This window comes from Pseudomonas sp. NPDC089395, assembly GCF_044749525.1.
Classification (GTDB): domain Bacteria; phylum Pseudomonadota; class Gammaproteobacteria; order Pseudomonadales; family Pseudomonadaceae; genus Aquipseudomonas.
Map to the genome: position 1 here is coordinate 47,431 of NZ_JBIVID010000018.1, position 26,449 is coordinate 73,879.

General features: G+C 62.1%; 24 protein-coding genes and 1 tRNA gene. 11 read left to right on the forward strand and 14 right to left on the reverse strand.

All coding sequences use genetic code 11. The annotated features are described in order from the left end of the window. Window positions 1-110 precede the first annotated feature (110 nt). The 4 genes from ACIPZG_RS25410 to ACIPZG_RS25425 are packed head-to-tail and all read left to right on the forward strand — an operon-like array spanning window position 111 to window position 5,669. Window positions 111-1,274 carry an isovaleryl-CoA dehydrogenase gene (locus tag ACIPZG_RS25410; protein WP_008089929.1) on the forward strand — a complete coding sequence of 388 codons (1,164 nt, stop codon included), beginning with the start codon at window positions 111-113 and terminating at the stop codon, window positions 1,272-1,274. 19 nt (window positions 1,275-1,293) lie between these two features. Next, complete coding sequence (locus tag ACIPZG_RS25415) at window positions 1,294-2,901, forward strand: carboxyl transferase domain-containing protein (RefSeq protein ID WP_008089927.1); 1,608 nt, start codon at window positions 1,294-1,296, stop codon at window positions 2,899-2,901. 3 nt (window positions 2,902-2,904) lie between these two features. Further along, entirely contained in the window at window positions 2,905-3,720 is an 816-nt protein-coding gene (locus ACIPZG_RS25420) for a gamma-carboxygeranoyl-CoA hydratase (protein WP_400718039.1), read from the forward strand. Further along, complete coding sequence (locus ACIPZG_RS25425; RefSeq protein ID WP_400718041.1) at window positions 3,717-5,669, forward strand: acetyl/propionyl/methylcrotonyl-CoA carboxylase subunit alpha; 1,953 nt, start codon at window positions 3,717-3,719, stop codon at window positions 5,667-5,669. Before ACIPZG_RS25420 ends, ACIPZG_RS25425 begins: the two co-directional genes overlap by 4 nt. 294 nt (window positions 5,670-5,963) lie before the next feature. Here the strand turns inward: ACIPZG_RS25425 and ACIPZG_RS25430 are convergent, their stop codons facing one another. Continuing rightward, the gene (locus ACIPZG_RS25430) at window positions 5,964-6,671 is read right to left on the reverse strand and encodes a S24 family peptidase (protein ID WP_400718043.1); all 708 of its coding nucleotides are present in this window, start codon (window positions 6,669-6,671) and stop codon (window positions 5,964-5,966) included. Window positions 6,672-6,759: 88 nt separating this feature from the next. Here ACIPZG_RS25430 and ACIPZG_RS25435 point away from each other — a divergent pair, with 88 nt between their 5' ends. Both ACIPZG_RS25435 and ACIPZG_RS25440 read left to right on the forward strand, forming a co-directional pair. Next, window positions 6,760-7,071, forward strand: coding sequence for a DUF6124 family protein (locus tag ACIPZG_RS25435; protein WP_400718045.1), 312 nt, complete (start codon window positions 6,760-6,762; stop codon window positions 7,069-7,071). A 437-nt stretch (window positions 7,072-7,508) separates the two neighbouring features. Beyond that, window positions 7,509-8,024, forward strand: coding sequence for a DUF4880 domain-containing protein (locus ACIPZG_RS25440; RefSeq protein WP_400718047.1), 516 nt, complete (start codon window positions 7,509-7,511; stop codon window positions 8,022-8,024). A 53-nt stretch (window positions 8,025-8,077) separates the two neighbouring features. Here the strand turns inward: ACIPZG_RS25440 and ACIPZG_RS25445 are convergent, their stop codons facing one another. From ACIPZG_RS25445 to ACIPZG_RS25465, 5 genes are all read right to left on the reverse strand, one after another. Beyond that, a complete protein-coding gene (locus tag ACIPZG_RS25445; RefSeq protein WP_400718049.1) occupies window positions 8,078-8,644 on the reverse strand; it encodes an EamA family transporter in 567 nt (188 codons plus the stop codon). After that, window positions 8,607-8,948, reverse strand: coding sequence for a hypothetical protein (locus ACIPZG_RS25450; protein ID WP_400718051.1), 342 nt, complete (start codon window positions 8,946-8,948; stop codon window positions 8,607-8,609). Before ACIPZG_RS25450 ends, ACIPZG_RS25445 begins: the two co-directional genes overlap by 38 nt. A 72-nt stretch (window positions 8,949-9,020) precedes the next feature. After that, the gene (locus ACIPZG_RS25455; protein ID WP_400718053.1) at window positions 9,021-10,214 is read right to left on the reverse strand and encodes an MFS transporter; all 1,194 of its coding nucleotides are present in this window, start codon (window positions 10,212-10,214) and stop codon (window positions 9,021-9,023) included. After that, the gene (locus tag ACIPZG_RS25460; RefSeq protein ID WP_400718055.1) at window positions 10,214-11,143 is read right to left on the reverse strand and encodes a diiron oxygenase; all 930 of its coding nucleotides are present in this window, start codon (window positions 11,141-11,143) and stop codon (window positions 10,214-10,216) included. Before ACIPZG_RS25460 ends, ACIPZG_RS25455 begins: the two co-directional genes overlap by 1 nt. Window positions 11,144-11,166: 23 nt before the next feature. Continuing rightward, entirely contained in the window at window positions 11,167-12,213 is a 1,047-nt protein-coding gene (locus ACIPZG_RS25465; protein WP_400718058.1) for a SagB family peptide dehydrogenase, read from the reverse strand. Between the two features lie 485 nt (window positions 12,214-12,698). Here ACIPZG_RS25465 and ACIPZG_RS25470 point away from each other — a divergent pair, with 485 nt between their 5' ends. Then, a complete protein-coding gene (locus tag ACIPZG_RS25470; RefSeq protein ID WP_400718060.1) occupies window positions 12,699-13,847 on the forward strand; it encodes a M14-type cytosolic carboxypeptidase in 1,149 nt (382 codons plus the stop codon). Between the two features lie 109 nt (window positions 13,848-13,956). On the opposite strand, the gene ACIPZG_RS25475 is transcribed toward ACIPZG_RS25470, so the two are convergent. The 7 genes from ACIPZG_RS25475 to ACIPZG_RS25505 form a co-directional block, all read right to left on the reverse strand. Then, window positions 13,957-14,928 (reverse strand): spore coat protein U domain-containing protein, encoded by a 972-nt coding sequence (locus ACIPZG_RS25475; RefSeq protein ID WP_400718062.1) that lies wholly within the window; start codon window positions 14,926-14,928, stop codon window positions 13,957-13,959. After that, window positions 14,925-17,207 (reverse strand): fimbria/pilus outer membrane usher protein, encoded by a 2,283-nt coding sequence (locus ACIPZG_RS25480; protein ID WP_400718093.1) that lies wholly within the window; start codon window positions 17,205-17,207, stop codon window positions 14,925-14,927. Before ACIPZG_RS25480 ends, ACIPZG_RS25475 begins: the two co-directional genes overlap by 4 nt. Window positions 17,208-17,321: 114 nt before the next feature. Beyond that, window positions 17,322-18,089 (reverse strand): molecular chaperone, encoded by a 768-nt coding sequence (locus ACIPZG_RS25485; protein ID WP_400718065.1) that lies wholly within the window; start codon window positions 18,087-18,089, stop codon window positions 17,322-17,324. A 39-nt stretch (window positions 18,090-18,128) separates the two neighbouring features. Further along, window positions 18,129-18,632 carry a spore coat U domain-containing protein gene (locus ACIPZG_RS25490; protein WP_400718068.1) on the reverse strand — a complete coding sequence of 168 codons (504 nt, stop codon included), beginning with the start codon at window positions 18,630-18,632 and terminating at the stop codon, window positions 18,129-18,131. 9 nt (window positions 18,633-18,641) lie between these two features. Continuing rightward, window positions 18,642-19,175 carry a spore coat U domain-containing protein gene (locus ACIPZG_RS25495; RefSeq protein WP_400718070.1) on the reverse strand — a complete coding sequence of 178 codons (534 nt, stop codon included), beginning with the start codon at window positions 19,173-19,175 and terminating at the stop codon, window positions 18,642-18,644. 20 nt (window positions 19,176-19,195) lie between these two features. After that, a complete protein-coding gene (locus tag ACIPZG_RS25500) occupies window positions 19,196-19,729 on the reverse strand; it encodes a spore coat U domain-containing protein (protein WP_400718073.1) in 534 nt (177 codons plus the stop codon). 30 nt (window positions 19,730-19,759) lie between these two features. Beyond that, a complete protein-coding gene (locus ACIPZG_RS25505) occupies window positions 19,760-20,287 on the reverse strand; it encodes a spore coat U domain-containing protein (protein WP_400718075.1) in 528 nt (175 codons plus the stop codon). A 243-nt stretch (window positions 20,288-20,530) separates the two neighbouring features. Here ACIPZG_RS25505 and ACIPZG_RS25510 point away from each other — a divergent pair, with 243 nt between their 5' ends. Genes ACIPZG_RS25510 through ACIPZG_RS25520 form a run of 3 tightly spaced genes read left to right on the forward strand, consistent with a single transcriptional unit; the run spans window position 20,531 to window position 25,679 of the window. Continuing rightward, window positions 20,531-22,801: an ATP-binding protein gene (locus ACIPZG_RS25510; RefSeq protein WP_400718077.1), complete on the forward strand. Its 2,271-nt coding sequence runs from the start codon at window positions 20,531-20,533 to the stop codon at window positions 22,799-22,801. 15 nt (window positions 22,802-22,816) lie between these two features. Beyond that, on the forward strand, window positions 22,817-23,278 hold the full coding sequence (locus tag ACIPZG_RS25515; protein ID WP_008096020.1) for a response regulator: 462 nt from the start codon (window positions 22,817-22,819) through the stop codon (window positions 23,276-23,278). Between the two features lie 13 nt (window positions 23,279-23,291). After that, complete coding sequence (locus ACIPZG_RS25520; protein WP_400718095.1) at window positions 23,292-25,679, forward strand: response regulator; 2,388 nt, start codon at window positions 23,292-23,294, stop codon at window positions 25,677-25,679. Window positions 25,680-25,858: 179 nt separating this feature from the next. Here the strand turns inward: ACIPZG_RS25520 and ACIPZG_RS25525 are convergent. Then, a tRNA-Gln gene (locus ACIPZG_RS25525) sits at window positions 25,859-25,933 on the reverse strand. Window positions 25,934-26,205: 272 nt separating this feature from the next. On the opposite strand from ACIPZG_RS25525, the gene ACIPZG_RS25530 reads away from it, so the two are divergent. Next, window positions 26,206-26,448, forward strand: a complete 243-nt coding sequence (locus ACIPZG_RS25530) for a hypothetical protein (protein ID WP_400718080.1) — start codon at window positions 26,206-26,208, stop codon at window positions 26,446-26,448. Window position 26,449 lies beyond the last annotated feature (1 nt).

The window sequence follows — 26,449 nt, forward strand, 5'->3', positions numbered from 1 at the left end:
CGGTGACCCTGCTGACGCATTCGCGGGACAAGCCCGCTCCCACAGAGGGGACGGTGCAAAGTCCATGAGCTACGGTGTTTCCTAATTTCAAGAACAAGAAGGTGCCCCGCATGCATTACCCCACCCTGAACTTCGCCCTGGGCGAAACCATCGACATGCTCCGCGACCAGGTGAGCACCTTCGTTGCCGCCGAACTGGCCCCGCGCGCCGCGCAGATCGACCACGACAACCTGTTCCCCGCCGACATGTGGCGCAAGTTCGGCGACATGGGCCTGCTGGGCATCACCGTGTCGGAAGAATATGGCGGCGCGGGCCTGGGCTACCTGGCCCATGTGGTCTCGATGGAAGAAATCAGCCGCGGCTCGGCTTCGGTGGCCCTCTCCTACGGCGCCCACTCCAACCTGTGCGTCAACCAGATCAACCGCAACGGCACCCATGAGCAGAAGCTCAAGTACCTGCCCAAGCTGATCAGCGGCGAGCACATCGGCGCCCTGGCCATGAGCGAGCCCAACGCCGGCTCCGATGTGGTGTCGATGAAGCTGCGCGCCGAGAAGCGTGGTGACAAGTACGTGCTCAACGGCAGCAAGACCTGGATCACCAACGGTCCCGACGCCAACACCTACGTGATCTACGCCAAGACCGACCTGGACAAGGGCCCACACGGCATCACCGCCTTCATCGTCGAGCGCGACTGGAAAGGCTTCAGCCGCAGCAACAAGTTCGACAAGCTGGGCATGCGCGGCTCCAACACCTGCGAGCTGTTCTTCGACGACGTCGAAGTGCCTGAAGAGAACATCCTCGGCCAGCTCAACGGCGGCGTGCGCGTGCTGATGAGCGGCCTGGACTACGAGCGCGTGGTGCTGTCCGGCGGCCCGACCGGCATCATGCAAAGCTGCATGGACCTGGTGGTGCCGTACATCCACGACCGCAAGCAGTTCGGCCAGAGCATCGGCGAGTTCCAGCTGATCCAGGGCAAGATCGCCGACATGTACACCCAGCTCAACGCCAGCCGCGCCTACCTGTACGCCGTGGCCCAGGCCTGCGACCGTGCCGAAACCACCCGCAAGGACGCCGCCGGGGTGATCCTCTACACCGCCGAACGCGCCACCCAGATGGCCCTGGAAGCGATCCAGATTCTCGGCGGCAACGGCTACATCAACGAATTCCCGGCTGGCCGCCTGCTGCGCGATGCCAAGTTGTACGAAATCGGCGCCGGCACCAGCGAAATTCGCCGGATGCTGATCGGCCGCGAACTGTTCAACGAAACCCGCTGAGCACAGGGGACGGGCGCACATGGCTACCTTGCACACCCAGATAAACCCGCGTTCGGCGGAATTCGCCGGCAACAGCGCGGCCATGCTCGAACAGGTCCAGGCCCTGCGTGGCCTGCTCGCCCAGGTCGCCCAGGGCGGCGGGCCCAAGGCCCAGGAGCGGCACACCTCGCGTGGCAAGCTGCTGCCGCGCGAGCGCATCGACCGCCTGCTCGACCCCGGCTCGCCATTCCTCGAAATCGGCCAGCTGGCCGCCCATGAGGTGTACGGCGAAGACGTGCCCGCTGCAGGCGTGATCGCCGGCATCGGCCGCGTCGAAGGCGTTGAATGCATGATCGTGGCCAACGACGCGACGGTAAAAGGCGGCTCCTATTACCCGCTGACGGTAAAGAAGCACCTGCGCGCGCAGACCATCGCCCTGCAGAACCGCCTGCCGTGCATCTACCTGGTGGACTCCGGTGGCGCCAACCTGCCGCGCCAGGACGAAGTGTTCCCGGACCGTGAACACTTCGGGCGGATCTTCTTCAACCAGGCCAACATGAGCGCCCTCGGCATCCCCCAGATCGCCGTGGTGATGGGCTCATGCACCGCCGGTGGCGCCTATGTACCGGCCATGGCCGACGAAGCGATCATGGTGCGCCAGCAGGCGACCATCTTCCTCGCAGGCCCTCCCCTGGTAAAGGCAGCCACGGGCGAAGTGGTGAGCGCCGAAGACCTGGGCGGCGCCGACGTGCACTGTCGCACCAGCGGCGTGGCCGACCATTATGCCGACAACGACGAGCACGCCCTGGCCATTGCCCGGCGCAGCGTCGCCAACCTCAACTGGCACAAGCTGGGCAAGCTGCAACGTCTGGCGCCTGTGGCACCGCTGTATGCCGCTGACGAGCTGTATGGCGTGGTGCCGGCCGATGCCAAGCAGCCATTCGATGTGCGCGAAGTGATCGCGCGCCTGGTCGACGGCTCGGTGTTCGATGAGTTCAAGGCCCTGTTCGGCACCACCCTGGTGTGCGGCTTTGCCCACCTGCACGGCTACCCGGTGGCGATCCTGGCCAACAACGGCATCCTCTTCGCCGAAGCCGCGCAAAAAGGCGCGCACTTCATCGAACTGGCCTGCCAGCGCGGCATCCCGCTGCTGTTCCTGCAGAACATCACCGGCTTCATGGTCGGCAAGAAGTACGAAGAAGGCGGCATCGCCAAGCACGGCGCCAAGCTGGTCACCGCCGTGGCCTGCGCCCAGGTGCCGAAGTTCACGGTGATCATCGGCGGCAGTTTCGGTGCCGGCAACTACGGCATGTGTGGCCGCGCCTACGACCCGCGCTTCCTGTGGATGTGGCCCAACGCGCGGATTGGCGTGATGGGCGCCGAACAGGCGGCGGGCGTACTGGCCCAGGTCAAGCGCGAGCAGAGTGAACGCAGCGGCCAGGCCTTCAGTGCCGAAGACGAGGCAAAACTCAAGCAGCCGATCCTCGACCAGTACGAACACCAGGGCCACCCCTACTACTCCAGTGCACGGCTGTGGGACGACGGTGTCATCGACCCGGCGCAAACCCGAGACGTGCTTGGCCTGGCGTTGTCCGCCGCGCTGAACGCGCCGATCGAACAGAGCCGCTTCGGCATTTTCCGGATGTGACCCATGAGCGATTTCAGCACTATCGAAGTGACTCGCGACCCGCGCGGCTTCGCCACCCTGTGGCTGAGCCGCGAGGACAAGAACAACGCCTTCAACGCGCAGATGATCCGCGAGCTGATCAAGGCCCTCGACCAGCTGGCCGAGGATGCCAGCCTGCGTTTCCTGCTGCTGCGCGGCCGTGGCCGGCACTTCAGCGCAGGTGCGGACCTTGCGTGGATGCAGCAATCGGCGCAGCTGGACTTCGACAGCAACCTAGATGACGCCCATGAACTGGGCGAGCTGATGTATGCCCTGCACCGCCTGAAGGCACCGACCCTGGCCGTGGTGCAAGGCGCGGCCTTTGGCGGCGCCCTGGGCCTGATCAGCTGCTGCGACATGGCCATCGGTGCCGAGGATGCGCAACTGTGCCTGTCGGAAGTGCGCATCGGCCTGGCCCCGGCGGTCATCAGCCCGTTCGTGGTCAAGGCCATCGGCGAGCGCGCCGCCCGCCGTTACGCCCTGACCGCCGAGCGTTTCAGCGGCGTGCGGGCCCGCGAACTGGGCCTGCTGGCCGAGGTGTACCCGGCCAGCGAGCTGGACGCGCAGGTCGAGGCCTGGGTCGACAACCTGCTGCAGAACAGCCCGCAAGCCCTGCGCGCCACCAAGGACCTGCTGCGCGAAGTGGACGACGGCGAACTCAGCCCGGCCCTGCGCCGCTACTGCGAAAACGCCATCGCCCGCATCCGCGTCAGCGCCGAAGGCCAGGAAGGCCTGAACGCCTTCCTGGAAAAACGCCGCCCCGCCTGGCAAACCGAACACAAGAAGGAGCCGCGCCCATGAGCCGCCCCACCCTCACCACCCTGCTGGTCGCCAACCGCGGCGAGATCGCCTGCCGGGTCATGCGCACCGCCAAGGCCATGGGCCTGACCACCGTGGCCGTGCACAGCGCCACCGACCGTGATGCACGGCACAGCCGCGAAGCGGATATCCGCGTCGACCTGGGCGGCACCAAGGCCGCCGAGAGTTACCTGGTGGTGGAAAAAATCCTGGCCGCAGCCAAGGCCAGCGGCGCCCAGGCGATCCACCCGGGCTATGGCTTCTTGTCCGAGAACGCAGGCTTCGCCCGCGCCATCGAAGACGCCGGGCTGATCTTCCTTGGCCCACCGGCCAGCGCCATCGACGCCATGGGCAGCAAGTCGGCGGCCAAGGCGCTGATGGAGGCCGCCGGCGTGCCACTGGTGCCGGGCTACCACGGCGAAGCCCAGGACCTGGAAACCTTCCGCGCCGCCGCCGAACGTATCGGCTACCCGGTGCTGCTCAAGGCCAGCGCCGGTGGCGGCGGCAAGGGCATGAAGGTGGTCGAGGAGGAAAGCCAGCTGGCCGACGCCCTCGCCTCGGCCCAGCGTGAAGCGCAGTCTTCGTTCGGCGATTCGCGCATGCTGGTAGAGAAATACGTGCTCAAGCCGCGCCACGTGGAAATCCAGGTGTTCGCCGACCAGCACAGTAACTGCCTGTACCTCAACGAGCGCGACTGCTCGATCCAGCGGCGCCACCAGAAGGTGGTCGAGGAGGCGCCCGCCCCCGGCCTCTCGCCCGAGCTGCGCCAGGCCATGGGCGAGGCCGCGGTACGGGCTGCCCAGGCCATCGGCTATGTCGGCGCCGGCACCGTGGAGTTCCTGCTCGACGCCCGGGGCGAGTTCTTCTTCATGGAGATGAACACCCGCCTGCAGGTGGAGCACCCGGTCACCGAAGCCATCACTGGCCTGGACCTTGTGGCCTGGCAGATCCGCGTGGCCTGTGGCGAGCCGCTGCCGATTACCCAGGCTCAGGTGCCACTGATCGGCCATGCCATCGAAGTGCGCTTGTATGCCGAAGACCCGGCCAACGAGTTCCTGCCGGCCACCGGCACCCTGGCGCTGTACCGCGAATCGGCGTCGGGCGAAGGCCGCCGGGTGGACAGCGGGGTCTGCGAGGGCGACGTGGTGTCGCCGTTCTACGACCCGATGCTGGGCAAGCTGATCGCCTGGGGCGAGAACCGCGAGCAGGCTCGCCTGCGCTTGCTGGCGATGCTCGACGAGTTCGCCATTGGCGGGCTTAAGACCAACATCGCCTTCCTGCGCCGCATCCTCGCGCACCCGTCGTTCGCTGCAGCGGAGCTGGATACCGGGTTCATTGCGCGTCATCAGGATGTATTGCTGCCGGCCCCGCGTGCCTTGCCGGCCGGCTTCTGGGAAGCCGCCGCCGAAGCCTGGTTGCAGGGCCAGGCGGTGCATGAGCGCGACGACGACGCTCACTCGCCGTGGGCGCCACGCAGTGGCCTGCGTCTGGGCCTGCCGTCGCGCAGCAGCCTGCACCTGCAAAGCGGCGGCGAAAGCCAGGCCGTTGCACTGGAACGCAGCGCTGCCTCGACCTGGCATCTGGAAGGTGAGCAACTCGGGCACGATGAGGGTGGCGTGCGTCGCCGTCATCTGGCGGTACGCCGGGGCGGCACCTTGTTCTTGCGCTGGGACGGCGAGGTGCATGCCATCGAAGCCTTCGACCCGATCGCCGAGGCTGAAGCCAGCCACAGTCACCAAGGCGGGCTGGGCGCGCCCATGAACGGCAGCATCGTGCGCGTGCTGGTGGAGCCTGGGCAGGTGGTGGAGGCCGGGACTGCGCTGGTGGTGCTGGAAGCCATGAAGATGGAGCACAGCATCCGCGCGCCGCAGGGTGGGACGGTGAAGGCGTTGTTCTGTCAGGAAGGGGATATGGTCAGCGAAGGGACGGTGCTGGTCGAACTGGTGGAGTGATCTAGGGTGCTCGCCTGACCGTTTTTGGCGTTTTTGAGATCGAGCGCCGCCCGCGCGGCGCATCGCGGATGAATCCGCTCCTACATTTGTTGCAACGTGCCTATGTCTGATAGGCCATGGTTGCCAGCCTTGGGGGTACGACGCAATTTTTCGGCGGGCGCCAAAGGCGGACAACCATGGCCTGACAGACCGTGGCACGTTGCAACAAATGTAGGAGCGGATTCATCCGCGATGCGCCGCGCGGGCGGCGCTCGATCTCACGACCACCCACACTTTCATGCCGTACACCCAAGCTCAAAACGCCCCGTGCACCCGCACCACCACCCCCAGAAACTCACAACCCTCTTCACAGACCAAGGCCGGATAGTTGTTATTCAGCGCCTTCAGGTACCGCTGCCCACCCTCTTCGCCCAACTCGCGCAAGATCGCCGATTTGCCAGGTTGACGCGCAATCACCAGACGCCCCGGCTCAGCCTCCAGCCCTGGGTCGACCAGAATACGCATCCCCTGGGGCACGCTACGGCCACTGGCCGAACTCATCGCATCGTTCTCTACGGTCAACCAGAACGCCTTGCCCTGGGCCAGATACTCGGTCTGCTCGTAGACCGTGTTCTCTTCAGGCGCCGCTTCAGCCAGTGCATCCCAGTCCCGCAGCGGGTAACGAAAACACACGATGTATTGCATCAGGTCGATATCGTCTTCGTCTTCATCGAGCACATAGCGCCCCTTGTCCTCGCCCACCTGGCCGAGAACCCGTAGCTGCAGGCTGACGTGGTAATGCGGCATGCCCAACTCGACGAACACACGGTTCATCGAATCGACCTTGGGCTGACGCCGCTTGTTCACCCAATGCCCCACGCTGCCTTGGGAAACCCCAACGCGTTCGGCGAGCTGTTCCTGGGAGATATCGAGCTCCTCCATCCGGTCACGGACGAGGGCAATCCATTTATCCATATTCATCGCTGGCACGATACGGACTGCCTTCAGGCGCTCAATAAACATTCAGTATTATTTATCGAAATGCCTTCCAATACCTTAAGTATTAGACTCGACCAGGAGCTTTTCCCTATTGGCATGCGCAGGTATCAGGATGAAACCAACGAAAAATGACGTAACAGAACTCGACAGCGAAGCCGCCCGCCGCGCCCTCGACTATTACCTAAACCCCAGCCCCACCCGCCCCAGCGAGCACAACAAGATCTGGACCCTGCACGAAGGGGTCAGCAACCAACAGGCGCAAGAACACGCCATCGCCCTGCTCCGCTGCGCAGCCGCCACCGCCCAGGAAACCGCCATTCATCAGGAAGGCAGTACCCGCGAACTGATCTTCGCGCTGATGCACATGATGGACATGGCCAGAGCCCTGCTGGAGCACAAGCACCCCGGAAACAGCGGGGTGTAGGGGAGATAGGAAGGGAGAAACGTGATGGCTGGGTACTGGCTGGGACGCCGAGTACCGGAAAGAGGAAGCGCATCGGTAAAAGTTTTTTACCGAATAAATGAAAATTCATTTGACTGGCAAATGATAACGATTATTATTGCACTCAGCTGATCGCGAGATCTGCTGGATAACCTGGAGCTTAGGTCGCTCTCAGATTATCTCCTCATCAGGCTAATCACGGTTTTTGACCCGGCTTTTTGCCGGGTCTTTTTTTTTGGCTCTTCAGGCTAATGAAGATCGTTGATGGCGGCGATGATAGCAAAAGTGTTTCAGAGCGTGAACGCTCATTACAAAACTTTGCGGAATCAGCACTTGAGAATCAATCTCGTTTCGCCTACTCTGGTTCCGCATCAAGGACGATGCCCCCACCCCTCCCCCTCTTGAGCAAGGAGCTGTCCATGAGCCGTCTGCTGCTGCCCCTCGAGCACCCTACCCCCGCTGCCGAGCATGACGCTGAAAATGCGCTGCTTCATGGCCTCAGGCGCTTGCCACGGCGCGTGCAGCAAGTGTTCCTGCTCAGCCGCCTCGACCAACTGGACTTCGCCAGCATTGCCACCCGGCTCGACCTGCCATTGTTGAGCATCGAACGACACATGAACCAGGCCTTGCAGATGGCCGGCCCGCGGGGAAATGCCTTGGCCAGCGTGGCCGGGCAATGGTATGTGCGGCTGCAGAGCCCAGAAGCGACCTCCTGCGAACGGATCGATTTTCGCCGCTGGCTGGATGCCGACCCGGCGCACCTGCAGGCTTTCTATGACACCGAATTGCGCTGGCGCAGCCTGCTGGCACCCGCGCTTGAGCTGGGACAGGACGGCTGGTACCGGCAAGGGCGTGCGGCGATTTCGTTGGGTGGGTGTTCGGTTGCGGTTGGTTTGGGCGTTGCGGCGCTGCTGCTGTTTGGCTACTGGGCCTGACGATTGTCATGATTGATACTGGGTAATGCGTCTAGATGCAGCTACCGAGCTGTTCAACTTCCACCCACCAAATGCAACGTCACAGCCCCACTCAGAACGAGACAGATCCCTAGGAACTGAAGAGCCGTCAGTCGCTCCCTGTAGAACAGGTATCCCACCAATGCAGCCACCCCTCCTGACAGCGTGCTCATAACGGTGACAATCGCAACAGAGCCGCTAGCCACACCATATGAAAACGCTGTAAAGCCACCGAGATTGGACAAACTCGCACCACACAGCGCTGCATATGCCCTCAAGCCGCGAGCCCGCAACGCGAGTATTCTGTAGGTCACAGGCCACAGAACGACAACACCAACCATGTAGCTCACCCAAAGCATACTCACCGGCCCAATCACGGGAAGCGCATACACTCCTTGAAGCCAGAAACTGACGCCATAAAGCACAGCGGCGAGCAAGGCGAAAAGAATGGCGCGCCCGTCCCCCACTGGCGACATTGAGCCACTTGCTCTGCATCCCAAACCAACGAACGCAACGCCTGAAGCGCAGATCATTAAACCCACGGACTGCAACAACGAAATGGACTCACCACTCCACCACGCCAATAACGTGGTGCACACCATACGAAGTAACCAAAGGCGCCACAATCGAGGTTCTGCCTGAAAAGAAGGCAGCGGAAATAGCGAGCGCACCCGCGACGGCAGATAAGCCAGCGACAACGCTCAAGACCAGATAAATAAAATCCGTTTCGAAGAGAAAGTTGAAGCCTTGAAAAGAAACTGCAATTATTGAAGTCAGCACCAGCAACCCTATCACCTGCCCTACCAAAACGGACTGCCGAACGCCAAAAATCCTGGCGCTCCTGCCAACTAGATAGTCAGTCACTCCCCAGCAAAATGCGGCCAAAAGTCCCATCACGATGTCCAAACCGAACCCTTCTTATTTTTGGTCAATTCGCTTTGACGACTAGACGTGCTTGCGCAAAGCGATGAACGCTAATTAATTCGCAATTGGCTCTTCACTCGCGAAGTGAGGCAGATAAGCAAGTAGCAACCAGCCTGAAAGACAGGAGACTACGAAAATCAACGCCAAACTCAGCGGCAACATCTCTTCGACCGAAGCCAGCAACGTGCTGACGCCCCCGCCAAATGCAAAAAGCATCGTGTTATTGGCCGATGCAGCGGCCCCCGCACGCTCAGGATGTAGGCCCAGTGCATAGGTGGTGGCAGCCGGACGAACAATTGATGTACCCACCGTGCATATCATCAATGGCAAAAGAAGCGCGAGGATCGACAGGTAATCATTCAAAACTGTCAGACTCAGCACAACCCCCGCAATGCCTATAAGTGCAAACCCCCAGCGGACCTGGGCACGCATATCGATGCGATGATTGAGGAAGCTGGCGATTGCACCGCCGATCATGTAGGCAAGCCCATAGCACAGGAACACCATGCCAAAGGCGAATTCGGTCAACCCAAGCAGCCCGATCAACAACAGTGGGGAGACGACCACAAACGAAAAGTGACATGCAAATGCCAAACATGAAAACAACGAGCTTACGAGAAAGACCTTGTCCTTTATCAGCACGCTGTAGCCACTCAAAATGCCTAGACTACTGCGTGATGGCGCCTCATCATCCAACAGCATGCTGCAGAACAACATCACAACGACTGCAAGTACGACAAATACCAGAAAGCTCCCTTCCCAACCTAAGTACTGTTGGAGCACGCTGCCCGCGAGCGGCGACAGTGAAATAAATACGCCACTCGCACTTGTCATCAGGATGCGCATCGCAATGCGTTGCTTGCCACAGTACAAATCCTGCACTAACGCCTGACTAAGCACAAAGCATCCGCACCCCATCGCCTGTAAAAAGCGGAAAGCCATGAAGCTCTCGTAGCTCGATGTGCTGACACATCCCACAGCAGCTGCGATAGATACTGACAGCCCTGCAATCAGCAACCGCTTTCGCCCTATACGGTCAGAAAGCGGACCAATGATCGCCTGAGAGATAGCCACACCGATAGCGAAAAAGCTGATTGAATACGCAATATATTTCGCATCTACAGCAAACGAATGAGCTAGCGCTGGAACAGACGGCAAGATAACATCCAGCGGAAATACCCCAAGCAAGCTTATAAGGAGGAGCAATAACACACTTAAGCCGTTGGACAAAGCTACCCGCCCAGCCATCAAACCAACCCTTCAATTTCAAACTGGCGCAAATACGACTTATTAGCCAACAAATCTGTACGACGAATTGCTTTCATCGTCAACATTAACAATGAAACAGCCCGACTCGGCCAGCCTTGCCGAAGTTGACTTACGATGCTTGCACTACAAAACCCTTTACCCTCCAACTGAGACCTGACAAACGCAATATCTGGACGACAAAAAATGCGAAACCCTATTACCAGCATTTTCACAACAACATCTTTTTCGACGTCCGAAATCTTGCCCCAAAGCGTTACAAAACAGTCCGAGAAAAAGACCGAATGTTTCGCCTCGTCATGCAGATGATCTTGAAGCATATGAAAAACAGGAGAGACCAAATCATCACGAACCAACAAGGCCAGCTCCCGAGTAATAATGGTTTCTGAAATGAATGCCATCACGAACAATACAAGCTCTTCATTATGATTTAAGTCACTTGCAAGCAGCCTGTCGAAATGCTTTAACCGCGCGGAGCGATGTCTATCCAGTTCAAAAAAATCAGCCACCTGCTCAGCCATCATTTTGGAAAACAATGCATGATATCCTTCATCAGCGTACAACTTTAGTGCAGTACTGCGTTCGCTTGCTGAAAAATATTTCGACAACGGGCCATACACAATGCAACTCACCGCCTTATTAACCAGCGCCACCTCAAGCTCTGCTGTATAGTCCAGAAAGTACAATAAATGACCAGCATAAATTTTGCGCAAATTTTCAACAGGCAATACTTTGACCTCTGAACATCCCATAAGCGGAATGAGTGCGGTCGGGAACCATAAACTCGGATTGACCTGCATAAAGTCCTGCGCAGAGAGATCGTATGCATAAGGACGACAGCGAACAGCACTGGTGTCATTCCACGTTTCAAAAACCTGGACTCCGCGACCAATTCTTTCTTGTTGCTTCATTGAAGTGCACCTCCATGACATCCCTATCTCGCTATCATTCTCAAGCTTTCAGGCATCGTAGCGCCACTAGCATGCCCACAAGCCACAAAGAAAAGAACTTGCTCGCGATCGCTATTCAACCCTAACAAAGGTTCTATATCTTTTTCACAGAGCGCACCTGTCAACCAAGTCCCCAACCCAAAAGAAGCACTCATAATCTGAAACGTCTGCGCAATATGCCCAACCTCCAACAAGGCATTACGATAAGCACGTGAATGCTCATATTTCCACCACAGCTTATCAAACCTAGAAGTAAAGAAAACACCCACTGGAACAGCATTGGCGAAGTGCTGCCCTGACAGCAGTCGTCCTACCGGGGGTATTTCTGAAGACATCAAAATCAACTGATGCTTAAAAGGGTTGTAGTAGTACAACCCAGCCTCTAACCCTTCAACATTTCTGACCAGAACATAACCTTCAGTTGAATTCAGACCGCCACCAGATGGGCTGCAGCGTCGTTTTCTAAGCGCATCCGGTAAACCACTTGATTCAGGAAGCTGACGTTCCTCCACAAACCCGAGCGTGTATTCTAGAATCTGGGCGAGTACTTCTAGACCAAGTGGAACATTAAGAAATTCTCTGGTAGTCGAGCGAGCCAGCAAGACTTGTTCAATTGGGCCTCTCCGATGCTGGCTAGGCAAAATAAAGCCTTCTTTTCGGAAGCTCACTGCGGTTTCTACTGGAATTTCCTTCTCCCACACTTCTTCGCAGTGCGCCAAGTATGATTTCGCCCATTCTTCCTCATTCTCAGGCCTGTCGTCATAGGGGATATTTTTCGTACCAAAGTGGTAAATCCTAGACAGGATATCCCATCCCCAGACCACTGACTCTTCGCCTTCATCCTTCACTATTCCGGCTCGCACCAAGTCCCTATCAAGCGAACTTTCTAGATCAACACAACATCCATTAGCCATCAGGAAAATCAAGCGATGTGCGTGAGCCAGAGACAACTCATACTGCTTATGCCTTTGAAAGTCCCAACACACGAGAGATGAGCCAACAACAATAAAAAAGCAATCTTCACTAATCACATATACCTCCATTGCATAGCCAAGCACAGGCCGGCACTGTGCTTGGCACTAGCTACCTAAGGTTTACCTGGCCTTCACAACCAGATGAGCCAAATTGGCCAGTTTTTTCGACTCCATTTTCACTTCTTTCATTTTTATTTCTCCATTGAATGCCGCATTATTGCGACACTTCTGATGGTAGTCATTAAAACAAGATGCTCAAGCTTATAAGTCGAATGAAAACTCCCAGGAACTTGTAGGAATTTTCGATCCACCTCATTTGATTAGCCAATTGACGACAGCCACCCTATCTATCCGCTAAGCAACCGCGACCTCAAAATTGCGCTATGTAGCCATTATTTAGCGCAGCCGGCAGCATCCAGGCACTGTTTCTGATAACAGGAATGTTTTTCTAGCCGAGGTAGCATGGCTTTCGTACACCAACACACCAGCAATCCCCCAAGCGGTGTACAGTACCCCCACAACAATTCCCAAGGAGCCCGCCAATGACCGTGACGCTGTCCCCCCTGCAGATCGACTGTGATTTCGACTCCGGCAACATTCAGGTCCTGGACGCCAGCAACCCGTCCCAGGTCCGCCTGGCCATCCGCCCGGACACCCACAGCGACCACTTCCAGTGGTTCCACTTCAAGGTCAGCGGCCTCACCCCCGGCCAGCGCCACCGCTTCAGCCTGGACAACGCCAGCGAGTCTTCCTACAAGAACGCCTGGACCGGCTACAACGCGGTCGCGTCCTACGACCAGCACACCTGGTTCCGCGTGCCCAGCCAGTTCGACGGCAAGGCCTTGTCGTTCGAGATCCAGGCCGAGCAGGCGCAGATCTGGTTCGCCTACTTCGAACCTTACCCACGTGCCCGCCACAACCAGCTGATCGAGCGCGCCCAGCAGATTCCGGGCGTGGAGCTGCTGGCCCACGGGCGCAGTGTGCAGGGCCGGGATATCCCGCTGCTGCGCGCAGGCGACGGCGCGGGGGGCAAGCGCAAACTGTGGCTGATTGCCCAGCAGCACCCGGGCGAGCACATGGCCGAATGGTTCATGGAAGGCGTGATCGACCGGCTGCAAGGCAATGATGCGACGGTTCAGGCACTGCTGGCGAAAGCCGACCTGTACCTGATCCCCAACATGAACCCCGATGGCGCCTTTCTCGGCCACCTGCGCACCAACTTCAAGGGCAAGGACCTCAACCGGGCCTGGCAGGACGCCAGTGTCGAGGCGAGCCCGGAGGTGTTCTTTGCCCAGGCGCAGATGAAACAGTACGGGGTGGATGCGTTCATCGATGTGCATGGGGATGAAGAAATCCCCCATGTGTTTACCGCAGCTTGCGAGGGCAACCCGGGGTATACGCCGCGGCTGGCCAAGCTTGAAGAGCAGTTCCGCAGCACCTTGTGCAGCCTGACGCCGGACTTCCAGACGAAATACGGCTATACCCGCGATGAGCCGGGGCAGGCCAACACCACGTTGGCGTGCAATGCGGTGGGGATGGCGCATGACTGTTTGTCGCTGACCCTGGAGATGCCGTTCAAGGACCATGACGATGCGCCCAACCCGGTTACCGGGTGGTCGGGGGCGCGGTCGAAGGCGTTGGCGGGGGCGGTATTGGAGACGCTTGTGAAGATGGTTGACGATTTGCGCTGAGGCTTCTGGCCCTATCGCCGGCAAGCCGGCTCCCACAGGGAAGTCACACAGCTTTCACTGACTGTGTGGGAGCCGGCTTGCCGGCGATGGGGTCAACACCGATTCCCGCTCAGAACTGCACGTCCAGTATCACCGAGTCGGTATAAGTCGCCGCCGGCGGCGTGGCCTGATCGGTGTAGACCTTGGCGTTGTAATTGAACACCTGGCTGCCGGTGCCGGTCCCCGCGCCAGGGTTCACATCGGCATCACTGCTGGCGCGCCGCGCGCTGCTCAGCGAGCCCCAGCGCACGGCACCGGCGCTCTTGAAGATGTCGTAGGCCAGGTAGTTGTTGGCACTGGACTTCATCCGCCGTCGGCCCCCCGAGACGTTCTGCCCGTCATCCAGTCCCACCGTGTAGGTGCTGCCTTTGGTGCACGACACGCTCACGTTCTGGTTCACCGTACCAAACCCGGCCACCACCGGCGCACTGCCGAAACTGATGTTGGGCGTGGTGATCTGGCAGTCGTTGCTCACCGTCAGGGTGACGTTCAGGGTCTGGGTGCCCTTGTCGATATCACGCCCCAGGCAGATGCTGCCCACGCCAATGCCCGAACAATAGTTCCAGTCCCAGAAGACCTGCAGGGTTTCCCGATACACGCCTGCCGCCACATTGCTGCCTACCTGGGTACGAAGATAGATTGGCACTGCCTTGGGTGTCGTGCCATTGAGCAAGCCCAGCAGGTCGAGGATGCCATTGCGCGCGAAGTCGAACCTCACGCCGCGGGTAATGGGGTAGCGGGTCGTGTTGTCGGCGTACAGGGTGTAGCCGATCACATCGCCCGTCGGGCCCACCAGCCCGGCAGTGCTGGACGTGATGGTGGCGTAGAAGTGGTCGTTTGAACTGAGCAGGGTGAGCAGCGAGCCGGTGCATTGCAGCCCTGAGTTGGTGGTGGAGGCGTTCTGCACGGTACTGAGTACCACCATCGAGCTGACGGTACCGAACCCCGCCGGCGCGGTGGCCACAGATGAACACAATGCCCAGGCCGAGCCTGCCTGCAGCAGCAAGAGGCCAGACATGACACCCCGTGCAAGTCGGTTCATCGACACTCCAGCGGGCCGATCAGCGGAACTGTGCCCTGCGCAGGCGGCAAATCGAATTCGACCTGACATTGCCCTCCTCCTTCGATCGCCACCTGCAGGCGGTTGTGTGTCGCCAGGTTTTCCAGATACACCAGGCCATCCCAACCCACCACTGCCTGAGCGCCGCTTTCCTGATGAGTGACGGTGCTGCCCAGCTTCAAGGGCTGTCGGCTGCCGTCCACCAACTCGATGCTGGCCGCCAGCACGCGCTTGAGCGGGAACTCCAACAAATAACCACTGCCGCGGCGCACGGCCACCCGCTGCTCCACTTCGGGGGCCAACACATCGGGCGGCAGGTCCATCGGGTCGATTTCGTACTTGCCGCGGTAGTAGCCACTGCTATAGGGCACCAGCAGATGCCCGCGCTTGTCGGTACGGCCGATCTCCTGGTTCTCGTAACGCACCGGCACGTCCGCATAGCCGTCGGTACTGACCACCACGAAGGCATCGTCGATGCGGTTGGCGGCGAACATGCCGCTGTCCATCCACACCAGCGAGCCGCTGGCATCGCCCCAGCGGGTCATCTCGCCACTGTTGCCATACACCCCGGCCTGCAGCTGCACCGACTGCAGGCGCCAGGTGACGTCGGCCTGGCGGTAGGCATCGCGATCGCTGCCGGTGGCATAGCCGAGGTTGTAGCCCACGCCAGCACCCACCGGCACCGCGCGGCTGTAATTGACCCGCTGCACGTCCTCGCCGTCCTTGTTGCGCTCCGTGCTCACAGCCAGGGTGCCGTTGAAGTCGAACGGGATCACCAGTTGCGCCTGCACCGCCCACTGGCTGTCGCCGACTTCACGGTTGGCCGACAGGTAGACGCTGCTGTTGCCCCACAGGGGTTTGCTCCAGCTCAGGTTGATCAGCCGCGTGCGCGTGCCGTCACCGGCGCGCACGTCGAAGTAACCCGCGCCGAGGCTGCCGTAGCGGTCGAGGTTCAGGCTCAGGGTCACTTGCTCGCTGCGTTGGCTGAGCTGCATGTCGGAGGTGTCGACCCGACTCAGGTCGGCATAGTCGCCATGGCGCTGCAGGCGCTGGTAGCTGAAGCCGATGCGCTGGCTGTTGTACTGGTAGCCAATGGCAACCTGATGGCCGTTGTCGCCGTCGAACTGGCTCTGCGCCAGGGCCGCGTTGAGCACGCCGAAGTTGCCCAGGCGCATGTTGCCGCCCAGGCCTCCGAGCAGCAGCGATTCGGCCGTTTCAACGTGGCTTTCGAGGGTGAAGTAGTCACTGAGGCCATAGCGCAGGTTGGCTGAAGCGACACCGGGTCCATAGCTGAAGTCCTCGACGGCGTAGTCGCGGCGCAGGCTGCCGGCGGCCACCGAGTAGTCCGACAGGCCTTTTTGCAGCAGGCTGCTGGTGACGTAGAACGGCAAGGTGGTGGACACCTGGCGGCCGAGGGCATCGGTGGTGACCACCACGGCTTCGCCGGCACCGTTGATGAACGGCACGTTGGTCAGGGTGTAGGGGCCGGGTTGCAGTTCTGTCGTGCTGGACTTGTAGCCATTGATGAACAGGTCCAGCGACGTCGGCACCGCCGCCTCGCCGGCGAATGCGGGCAACGGATAGGTGACCAGATCCGGGCGGGCAGCGAAATCGCGCGACAGCTGCAGGCCACCGACACGCACCGAACTGGTCCAGGGCAAGGCGCCGGTGACGAAGTCGCCGGCCTCATAGGTCAACAGCCGCTGTTCGTCGGTAAAGCGCCAGGTAGTGTCGTAGCGCAGAAAGCCCTGGCCGCCGTCGTCGCCTGGCGCGCCATTGAATGACTGGCGCCACTGGCCCGTGGTGGCGAAGGTGCCCCAGCTGTCGAACAGGCGCAGTTCGTTCCAGGCGGCCAGGTAAGTGCCGCCGTCATCGGTGTCATTGAGGTACAGGTCATAGTTGAACAGGGCGCCGAAGCTGCTGCGCGCCTCGCTGGGCGGATACAGGTTGCGATCGCCGAACTGCTGGTCCGGCAGCCAGGCCGGAGGCACTTGCAGCAGCAGCCGCTGGTTTGGGGTGTCGTAGTCGCTGTGCAGGCCGTCGAGCTCATCCAGTGCGACTTCGCCCTGGGGGTTGCCCGGCAGCTTGATGCCGGCTGCGCGCAGCACCTCGCTGTCCAGGAACAGGCGCCCGGCCCGTTGCTGCACCGGCACCAGCTCAGCCCTGGGCACCTGGTTCACCAACAGGTCGAGGTACAGCGTGGCGTCGGCAATGGCAGCGGCCTCCGTGGGCGGCGGCGGCAGGTCGTCGGCCAGCACCATGCCCGAGCCCAATACGGCCAGGCCGAGGCAGCAACGGGTCACCCGCGACAACCATCTCACGCACGGATTCCGACCATTGACGGGTCCTCCCTGGGCCCTCATTCAGTAACGGGCTCATTGCTCTTGGCTGATCACTTCGGCCACTTCCTGGCCATTGACCCTCCCCTTGAGCCCTCCCGGTGCCACCGGCGCAGGCCAGCGCATGCTGGCCCCGGGCAGGACATAGCCGAGCAGCCCTTCGGCCAAGGGCTTGGCCTGGCCGCCTTGCTGCACCACCACGTCGGTCAGGCGGGCATGCACCGGGCCCGTATTGCGCAGTTCGACATAGGGTTTGCCCTGCACCGTTACCGGGCGCCAGCTCAATTGCGGCTTGCCGACGCCACTGGCGTTGCGCTTGCCCTCCGGGTCCGGCTTGCCCCACAGGCCTTCGCCATAAACGAACAGCGGCACCGAGTAGCGCATCTGCAAGCGGATCGCGGCCGTGGTGCCCTGGTTGCCGGCATCGGCCGGCAGTGGCGAGGGAATTTCGTCGATGATGATGCGGTAGGCCTGCTCCTGGCCTGCGGGCGAGCTGCCGGTACGGGTCAGGCGGATCAGTTGCTTTTGCCCGGGCGCCAGGGTCGCCACCGGCGGGCTGCCGATGATCTCGCGCTGGGCCTGGAACTGTTCCTGGTAATCGCCCTGGCGCCAGGCGAAGACCCGCACCTGCAGGCTGGCCGGGGCCGTGCCGCGGTTCTCCAGCCACAATGCACCGGCCTTCTGGTCAGCTTCCAGCACCGGGTCGATGGGCCAGATCAGTACCGAGGTGGCCGCCCCCGCCGGCACGCTCGCCAACAGCAACAATCCGATCAAACCCTGCGCCCACTTCGCGCCTGCCTGCATGCCACTCTCCTTGGTCACGTGTAATGCGTGGCGGTGCCGTCACCAGGTCACCGTCACTTGCACGACATCTGTATACGTTCCGGCCGGCAACTTGCCGGTCAATTGGGTGCGGCCATAGACCGGCAGCTTGATGGCCGTCGGGTCGCTGTAGCTGACCACCACGCTCTGGCCAATGCCCAGCACCTGGCTGTAGCCCGCATCCTGATAAAGCTGGTAGGCCAGCACTTGCGTACCGCCGTTGCGCTTGAGGTAACGCGTGCCGCTGGCGCTGTTCTGGCCGCCGTCCAGGCTCATGCTCAGGCTCACGCCGGGGGTACATTGGAAGGTCACCGTAGAGCCGCCCAGGGAGGTGCTGAGAATCCCGGTGGACAGCGCCGACTGGCTCCCGTAGTTGAGTACGCCATAGTTGGTCACCCCGCCCATCACCAGGCAGCCGGCGACGATCTGCGCGGTCACCTGGAACGTGCTGCTGGTCGCCGCATCCAGCGGCGTGGCCAGCAGTACGCCGAGTCCCGTCAGGCAGCCCCCCAACCAGGCGCGCATGGCCGCGGCTCAGAACGACAGCTCGACGGCCACGGTGTCGGTGTAGGTGCCTGCCGGCAGGCCCGCCTTGCCGCGCGCCTGGCCATACAGGTTGACGGTTTGCGCCGCGCCGGTGCTGGTCGGCAAGGTAATGGTGTCGTCGATGTTCAGCAGCTGGGTGTGCCCGGCGTCGGTGTAGAAGTCATACGGCACGAAGTTGCCGACGCCATCGGCCAGCGCGCGCGTGCCACCGCTCGACTGGCCATCGTGGGCCCCCGCCCGCACGCGGATGGCCGGCACCGTGCCGGGCGAGCAAAGGATGCTCAAGGCGCCACCGCCACCGCCCAGCACCTGGCCGGGAGCATCAGTGAAGAAGGCCTCATGGGTGCCGAAATTGAGGGTACCGAAATTCAACCCCGAGTCGCCCCCGCTGCCATTGACCTGGCAGGCCGCCGTCAACGTCAGGGTAGAACTGATGGTGCCGGTCACCGTGGCGGCTTGGGCTTGAGCTGCCAAGGCCAGACCAAGCCCGGCGAGGATGCAGTGGGTGAGGTTCGTTCGCATTGGGGATCTCCTTGCGATGGTTACCAGTCCAGGGTCACTCTCAAGGTGTCGCGATACAGCCCGGCAGGTAGCGCGCGCGGTTGCGCCACCACTACGCCGTAAATGGGAATCGGAATCTGCTCGGTGCCGCTGATGGTGAAGGCACGGGCCTGGCCGATGCCGTAATGGCTGTTGCCGCCCGGGTCGACGGCCAACTGATAAGGAATCGTCTCGCGCCCGTTGCTCAGCCTGCGCACGCCATCGCTGCCATTCAGGCCGCCGTTGATGCGCACGTTGAAGGCCCTGACCTGGGGCGTGCAACTGATCTGCAGGCTGCCTTCGCCACTCACCTCGTCGACCTGGCTACGCAGCGGCTGGTCCCAGTTCGGGCCGCGTTCGCCGAAGTCCATCACCCCGGGGTTGCCCAAGGTGGCCGGGGGCTGGTCGCCGCTGATGATCTGGCAGGCGGTGCTGATCACCAGGCGTGCCTGGATAAAGCCGGTGGTGGCGCCGTGCGCGGTGCCGGGCAACAGCAGCGGGGCAAGGCTGAGCAGCAGGATCGACGTGCGGTTCATGGCGAGACGTCCTTGTGCATGGTGCCCTCGCTACCAGGTGACCGTGACTTTGAGCAGGTCGGCGTACTGCCCGGCTCGGGGCACCCAGGCCAATTTGTCGATACGGGCGTAGAGCGGCAGCTCGACAGTACCGCTGTCCGGTACACGGGCGGCTTGGGCCACCCCGACGACCACCGGCTCGCGCCAGGCCGCGTCACGAAAGAGGCGATAGGGAATCGGCCGAGCCTTGGCGTCATCGCTGGCCAGGAAACGCAACTCGCCTACCCCGCCATGCTGCCCCCCGTCGATGCGGACCTGATAGGGCGTGTCGGGGTTGCACTCCAGACGCGGCGGGCGGCGGTTGAGCAACACGCCACTGAGGGGAGCGCCAGGGCCATCCAGGCGCGCTATGGCCCCCAGGTCGATCCGACCCAGGGCCTGCGCACCCGCATCGCGCGGCTGGCCGACCAGCATGCAGCCACGCTGCACCTGCACCCGCACTTCCACAAGAAAGTCCGCCGCACCGGCCAAGCCGCTCAACAACAGGCCCAACAGCGCGGCCACAAAGCGTTCCGTCACTGGGTAATCCTTGTTCTTGTCCTCTGAATCTGAGCGTAGCAGCGGTTGGCAAACCCGTGATGGCTGTGTGCCATTCTTTTGTGATAACGACAAAGTTCTAGGCGCGCCAACAATTTTGTCGATCTCTGCGAACCCATGCGCATCCTTCGCCTCCAATGGCCATGGGCCGGAAAAGCGGCGCACATTCTGTTACGGTGCTTTTCCGGCCCTGGTATCAGACGCATGCGCCATGCAAGGACGAACATGACAGGAGCGTATTCATTGAGCACCGCAGACAAGCTACTCGCCGAAGCCGTGGAACGCTGCGCCCAGGAACCTATCCAGGTGCCGGGCAGCATCCAGCCACACGGTTTCATGCTGGTACTTGACGAACCGAGCCTGCGCATCCTCCAGGCCAGCGAAAACGCCGAGCGCTGGCTGGGCATACCCGCGCGGTCGCTGGTGGGGTGCAGCTTCGCCGAGATGGTCAGCGCACAGTTCGACCTGCGCGCCCAACTCAAACGCCTGCCCGATGACCAGGTATTCCCCTTTCACCTCGGCGATCTGCGCTTGCGCCCGGACGCGCCCTGCAGCGACAGACTGCGCCTGCTGACCCACCGTCACGACCAGGTCCTGATCGCCGAATTCGAACCCGTTCGCCTGCCCGCCGACCTCACCGACGACGGCGACTACTACCCGCTGGTGCGCGAGTTCGTCGGCAGCCTGCACACGGCCAGCGACCTGCAGGCGCTGCTGCAGCAGACCGTGCAACAGCTCAAGCGCATCACCGGGTTTGGCCGGGTGAAGGCCTACCGCTTCGATGCCGAAGGCAACGGCCAGGTCCTGGCCGAGGTGGCCGACGACGGCTACCCGCGCTACCTGGGCTTGTGTTTTCCCGCCTCCGACATCCCGCGCCAGGCCCGCGAGTTGTACCGGGTCAACCGTATCCGCGTGATCGAAGACGCCAACTACCAGGCCTCGCCGTTGCTGCCAGCGGCCAACCCGCGCACCGGCAAGCCACTGGACCTGAGCTTCGCCGCCCTGCGCAGCGTATCGCCCGTGCACCTGCAGTACATGCGCAACATGGGGACCTTGGCGTCGATGTCGTTGTCGATCGTGGTCGACGGGCAGTTGTGGGGCCTGGTGTCGTGCCACCACGCGCAACCCCGCGCGGTCGATTTGCGCACCCGCACCGCCTGCGAACTGCTGGCCAGCGTGCTGTCGCTGCAGATCGAATCGCGCGAGTCCCACGCCCATACCCGCCAACTGCTCGACCTGCGCCAGCACATCGTGCGGATGATCTCGTCCATGGCCGACCACGACAGCGTCAGCGACGGCTTGCGCGCCTTGCCCCAGGTGCTGCTGGACTTCGCCGGTGCCAATGGCGCGGCAGTGATATCCGCCGAGCGCTGCGACCTGTTCGGCCACACCCCGCCTGCCGCCCAGGTCAATGCACTGGTCCATTGGCTGTCCCAACGCGGCACCGAAACAGTGTTCCACAGCGACAACCTGGCCCGTGACATCGACGAACTGCCCGAGCTGACCGTGCATGCCGGCGGCGTGCTGGCAGTGGCCATCTCGCAGATCCACTCGCACTACCTGCTGTGGTTCCGCCCGGAGCAGGTGCGCACGGTGCACTGGGCCGGTCGACCAGACAAACAGATCGGCCCGCAGGGCGCACTCAACCCTCGGCACAGCTTCGAGCACTGGCAGGAACAGGTCAGCGGCTTCAGCCAGGCGTGGGATCCGCAGATCATCGAAGGCGTGATGGAACTGCGCAGCGCCGTGCTCGGCATCGTCCTGCGCAAGGCCGAGGAACTGGCGCAACTGAGCAACGAGCTGCGCCGCTCCAACAAAGAGCTCGAAGCGTTTTCCTACAGCGTGTCCCACGACCTGCGGGCGCCGCTGCGGCATATTGCCGGCTACACCGAACTGCTCGACGAAATCGAAGGTCAGAACATGGGCGAGCGCGGCCGGCGCTTCCTCACGCACATCGAGGAAGCGGCACGCTTTGCCGGCAGCCTGGTGGATAACCTGCTCAACTTCTCGCAGATGGGCCGTTCGGCGTTGCGCCTGTCGGATGTCGACCTCAATGCCCTGGTCGAAGCCATTCGCCAGGAGCTGGCACCGGACTACGAGGGCCGCCAAGTCGTGTGGGACATCGCGGCACTGCCCAAGGTGTACGGCGACCCTGCTTTCATCAACCTGGTCCTGCACAACCTGCTGGCCAACGCCATCAAGTACACCCGTGACCGTGCGCCGGCGCGCATCGAAGTCGGCGCGCGCCAGCACAAGGGGGAAACCGAGGTCTATATTCGCGATAACGGCGTCGGCTTCGACATGGCCTACGCCAGCAAGCTGTTCGGTGTGTTCCAGCGCCTGCACCGCATGGAAGACTTCGAGGGCACCGGGATCGGCCTGGCGAGCGTGAGGCGCATCATCGAGCGCCACGACGGCCGGGTCTGGGCCGAAGGCCAGGTCGGCCAGGGCGCCTGTTTTCATTTCACCCTTCCCCGTCATCCCGAGACTATCTGAGGCACCCGTACCATCATGCTCAAACCCATCCTGCTGGTAGAAGACAACCCCCGGGACCTGGAGCTGACGCTCCTGGCCCTGGAGCGCAGCCAGTTGGCCAACGAAGTCATCGTCCTGCGCGACGGTGCCGAAGCGCTCGACTACCTGCTGCGCCGCAACGCCTATGCCGAACGCGACGACGGCAACCCGGCGGTGCTGCTGCTGGACCTGAAGCTGCCCAAGGTCGACGGCCTGGAGGTGCTCAAGGAAGTGCGCGCCACCGCCGAACTGCGCAGCATCCCCACGGTGATGCTGACCTCCTCGCGGGAGGAGCCTGACTTGCTGCGCGCCTATGAACTGGGGGTCAACGCCTACGTGGTCAAGCCCGTGGAATTCAAGGAGTTTGTCGCTGCCATTTCCGACCTCGGGGTGTTCTGGGCCGTGCTCAACGAACCACCGCCTGGCTCGCTGCGCCTGAACAGGCGTGGCAGCAACTGAGGCCCGCGCGAAGATGCTGCCAATGCCGCTGAAACTGCTGATGGTCGAAGACAGCTCGATGGACGCCGAGCTGACACTGCTGAGCCTGGAGCGCAGCGGGTTGCAGATTCGTTCGCGGCTGGTGTTCGACCACCAGGCCGCCGAGCATGCCCTGCTCGACACCCGCTACGACCTGATCCTCTGCGACTGCGTGCTGCCCGGCTCCTCCGGCACCGATGTGCTGGCCATCGCCCAGCGCCTGGCCCCGGACACCCCTTTCATCTTCCTTTCCGGCATCTACGGCGAAGAGCACGCGGTGGAGATGATTCGCCTGGGCGCCACCGACTACGTGCTCAAGAAAAACCTGCCGCTGCTGCCCAAGGCCGTGCGCCGCGCCCTGACCGAGGTGCAGGAGCGCCAGCGGCGGCGCCGTGCCGAGGAAGCCCTGGCCGATGTCGAAGCGCGCGCCCGCATCGCCATCGACGCCGCGGGCATGGGCACCTGGGACTTGCGTCCGCACGAAAACCTGCTGATCTGGGATGACCGCTGCAAGACCCTGTTCGGTGTGCCCGTGGACACCGAGATGAGCCTGGAGGTGTTCTACGCCGGCATCTACCCGGACGACGTACCCCGGGTGCGCGACGCTGTGGAACAGGCCATGCGCCCGGACAGCGACGGCCTGTACCGTGTCGAATTCCGCATCGCCCAGCCCCACGGGTTGGAGCCGCGCTGGCTGCTCAGCAGCGGCCAGGCCCAGTTCGTCGATGGCCAGTGCACGCGGTTTTCCGGCGTGCTGCAGGACATCCACACCCAGCGCCAGGCGACCCAGGCGCTCAAGCAACTCAATGAAATGCTGGGTGAGCGGGTGGAGCGCCGCACCCGCGAGCGTGACCGCGCCTGGGAGCTGTCCCAGGACCTGCTCGCAGTGCTCAACAAGGACCTCACCCCGGTCGCGCTCAACCCGGCCTGGGAAGCCAGCCTGGGCTTCTCGCGCGAGCGCCTGAGCCAGGCCTCGCTGCTGCAATTGCTGCCCGAGCCCGATCAGGAATCGCTGCTGGCTGAGCTGGCCGCCCTCGCCCACGGCCGCACCAGCGCCCGCTTCGTCGGCCGCATCCGCCACGTGACCGGGCAGTTGCGCTGGCTGTCCTGGGTGGTGGTGCCGGAAGACACCCTGCTCTATGTGGTGGCCCGGGACATCACCAGCGAACGGGAAACCGCGCTGGGCCTGGCCGAAGCCAACGACCGCCTGCGCGAGCAGATCACCGAACGCGAGCGCATCGAAGCCGCGCTGCAGCAGATGCAGCGGCTGGAAGCGGTGGGCCAGCTCACCGCCGGTGTAGCCCACGACTTCAACAACCTGCTGACGGTGATCCTCACGGGCGCCAGCTTCCTGGAGCGCGACCTGGCCAAGGCTGACGTGGACAAGGCGCGGTCACGCCTGACGCATATTCGCGAGGCCGGTGAGCGCGGCGCCAAGCTGACGTCGCAACTGCTCGCCTTCTCCCGGCGCCAGCGCCTGGAGCCGGTGCCGCTGAACCTCAATCGCACCTTGGGCGGCCTGGAAGAACTGCTGCGCCGCACCCTGGGCGGCAACATTTCCGTGCGCCTGGACCTGGACCACGCCTTGTGGCAGGCGCTGACCGACCCGACCCAGACCGAGATGATCATCCTCAACCTGGCGATCAACGCCCGCGATGCCATGCCCGAGGGTGGCCAACTGACCCTGTCGACCCGCAACACGCGGATCAAGGCCCGCGCGCAACGCCCGGAAGACCCCGAGCCAGGCGAGTACGTGATGCTGAGCATTCGCGACACCGGCTGCGGCATGAGCGAAGAGGTGCTGGCCAAGGTGTTCGAGCCGTTCTTCACCACCAAGGACATCGGCAAGGGCTCGGGCCTTGGGCTGGCCCAGGTGTTCGGCTTTGCCAAGCAGTCAGGGGGTGGCGTGCGCATCGATACCCAGCCGGGGCTCGGCACCCAGGTGGCGGTGTATCTGCCGGCGGTGAAGCATGAAGCGGCCAGCGAGCCGATTGCCCCGACGATTTCCGAGGCGATTGGCGACAGCGGGCGCGACCGCACGGTGCTGTTGGTGGACGACGATCACCTGGTACGCGACCTGCTCGGCGATGTGCTGCGCCAATACGGTTACCAGGTGCGCCAGGCCCACAACGGCGAACAGGCGCTGGCGTTGCTGGATGAAAGCATCGACCTGTTGCTGACCGATTTCGCCATGCCCGAGTTCAACGGTGCCCAGCTGGCGCTGGCGGCGCGCGAACGGCATCCGCGCTTGCCGGTGGTGCTCTTGACCGGTTATGCCGAGTTGCAGGGGCTGGAGATGCCAGAAAGCCTGGTGCTGCAGAAACCGGTGCAAGCCGAGGAGTTGGCGCGGGCGCTGGATGAGATGCTGCGGGTGAACCGATAGTTTTGTAGAACCTGCACGGGCCCTATCGCCGCCGAGCCGGCTCCCACAGGGGACGCGCTGCCTTCAATGTGGGAGCCGGCTTGCCGGCGACAGGGCCAGCACAAACGCCAGAAACGACAAAACCCAGCGCCGATGTCATCTGCACTGAATCAAGAATAGGTATTTGTATCGAGAGAAAATGGCAGGGGCGGCTGGATTCGAACCAACGCATGGCAGGATCAAAACCTGCTGCCTTACCGCTTGGCGACGCCCCTGTATCGGATGCAGCTGATGCTGCCCAGACAATTCCAATTTGGCGACAACTGGGTTGTTGTCTTGGAATGCGCGGCACTTTAACAACATTCTTTTCACCTGGGAACCCCCTCATGCAAAAAAAATGCTTTAAAACAGCAAGTTAGTGTTCTCTGGCACGTTTCGCGGCCACGCTGGCCCCACCACCCGTCGTTTTTCCGCCGGCTCGCCCCAACACAATCGCATTGCGCCCTTCCAATCAGGTAAGCGAACTGCGAAGACCAAGGAGGCCCCAATGCCCGTTTCCCACGACCTGTACCAGGACTTGCACTACCCCCGCGAAATCGTCCAGCAACGCCGACAGCAAGACCAGACCCTCGACCGCCTGCTCGACGAATACATGGACATCGACAACCAGGTGCTGGCCGCCGAGTCGATCTCGGCGGGCAACTTCCAGGACGACGATCTGCGCCATCTCAAGGAACGCCGGCTGACCGTGAAGTACATGATCGAGCGCCAACTGCAACGCAAGGGTTGAA

Excerpts from the sequence above, each read along its gene's own strand:
- ACIPZG_RS25515 (WP_008096020.1), top strand. The coding sequence starts at position 22,817 with ATGCTCAAACCCATCCTGCTGGTAGAAGACAACCCCCGGGACCTGGAG.
- ACIPZG_RS25495 (WP_400718070.1), bottom strand. The coding sequence starts at position 19,175 with ATGCGAACGAACCTCACCCACTGCATCCTCGCCGGGCTTGGTCTGGCC.
- ACIPZG_RS25445 (WP_400718049.1), bottom strand. The coding sequence starts at position 8,644 with ATGGTGTGCACCACGTTATTGGCGTGGTGGAGTGGTGAGTCCATTTCG.
- ACIPZG_RS25490 (WP_400718068.1), bottom strand. The coding sequence starts at position 18,632 with ATGCGCGCCTGGTTGGGGGGCTGCCTGACGGGACTCGGCGTACTGCTG.
- ACIPZG_RS25420 (WP_400718039.1), top strand. The coding sequence starts at position 2,905 with ATGAGCGATTTCAGCACTATCGAAGTGACTCGCGACCCGCGCGGCTTC.
- ACIPZG_RS25475 (WP_400718062.1), bottom strand. The coding sequence starts at position 14,928 with ATGAACCGACTTGCACGGGGTGTCATGTCTGGCCTCTTGCTGCTGCAG.
- ACIPZG_RS25520 (WP_400718095.1), top strand. The coding sequence starts at position 23,292 with ATGCTGCCAATGCCGCTGAAACTGCTGATGGTCGAAGACAGCTCGATG.
- ACIPZG_RS25460 (WP_400718055.1), bottom strand. The coding sequence starts at position 11,143 with ATGAAGCAACAAGAAAGAATTGGTCGCGGAGTCCAGGTTTTTGAAACG.
- ACIPZG_RS25410 (WP_008089929.1), top strand. The coding sequence starts at position 111 with ATGCATTACCCCACCCTGAACTTCGCCCTGGGCGAAACCATCGACATG.
- ACIPZG_RS25415 (WP_008089927.1), top strand. The coding sequence starts at position 1,294 with ATGGCTACCTTGCACACCCAGATAAACCCGCGTTCGGCGGAATTCGCC.
- ACIPZG_RS25480 (WP_400718093.1), bottom strand. The coding sequence starts at position 17,207 with ATGGTGCTGGCCGACGACCTGCCGCCGCCGCCCACGGAGGCCGCTGCC.
- ACIPZG_RS25485 (WP_400718065.1), bottom strand. The coding sequence starts at position 18,089 with ATGCAGGCAGGCGCGAAGTGGGCGCAGGGTTTGATCGGATTGTTGCTG.
- ACIPZG_RS25510 (WP_400718077.1), top strand. The coding sequence starts at position 20,531 with ATGACAGGAGCGTATTCATTGAGCACCGCAGACAAGCTACTCGCCGAA.
- ACIPZG_RS25470 (WP_400718060.1), top strand. The coding sequence starts at position 12,699 with ATGACCGTGACGCTGTCCCCCCTGCAGATCGACTGTGATTTCGACTCC.
- ACIPZG_RS25455 (WP_400718053.1), bottom strand. The coding sequence starts at position 10,214 with ATGGCTGGGCGGGTAGCTTTGTCCAACGGCTTAAGTGTGTTATTGCTC.
- ACIPZG_RS25425 (WP_400718041.1), top strand. The coding sequence starts at position 3,717 with ATGAGCCGCCCCACCCTCACCACCCTGCTGGTCGCCAACCGCGGCGAG.
- ACIPZG_RS25440 (WP_400718047.1), top strand. The coding sequence starts at position 7,509 with ATGAGCCGTCTGCTGCTGCCCCTCGAGCACCCTACCCCCGCTGCCGAG.
- ACIPZG_RS25430 (WP_400718043.1), bottom strand. The coding sequence starts at position 6,671 with ATGTTTATTGAGCGCCTGAAGGCAGTCCGTATCGTGCCAGCGATGAAT.
- ACIPZG_RS25435 (WP_400718045.1), top strand. The coding sequence starts at position 6,760 with ATGAAACCAACGAAAAATGACGTAACAGAACTCGACAGCGAAGCCGCC.
- ACIPZG_RS25500 (WP_400718073.1), bottom strand. The coding sequence starts at position 19,729 with ATGAACCGCACGTCGATCCTGCTGCTCAGCCTTGCCCCGCTGCTGTTG.
- ACIPZG_RS25530 (WP_400718080.1), top strand. The coding sequence starts at position 26,206 with ATGCCCGTTTCCCACGACCTGTACCAGGACTTGCACTACCCCCGCGAA.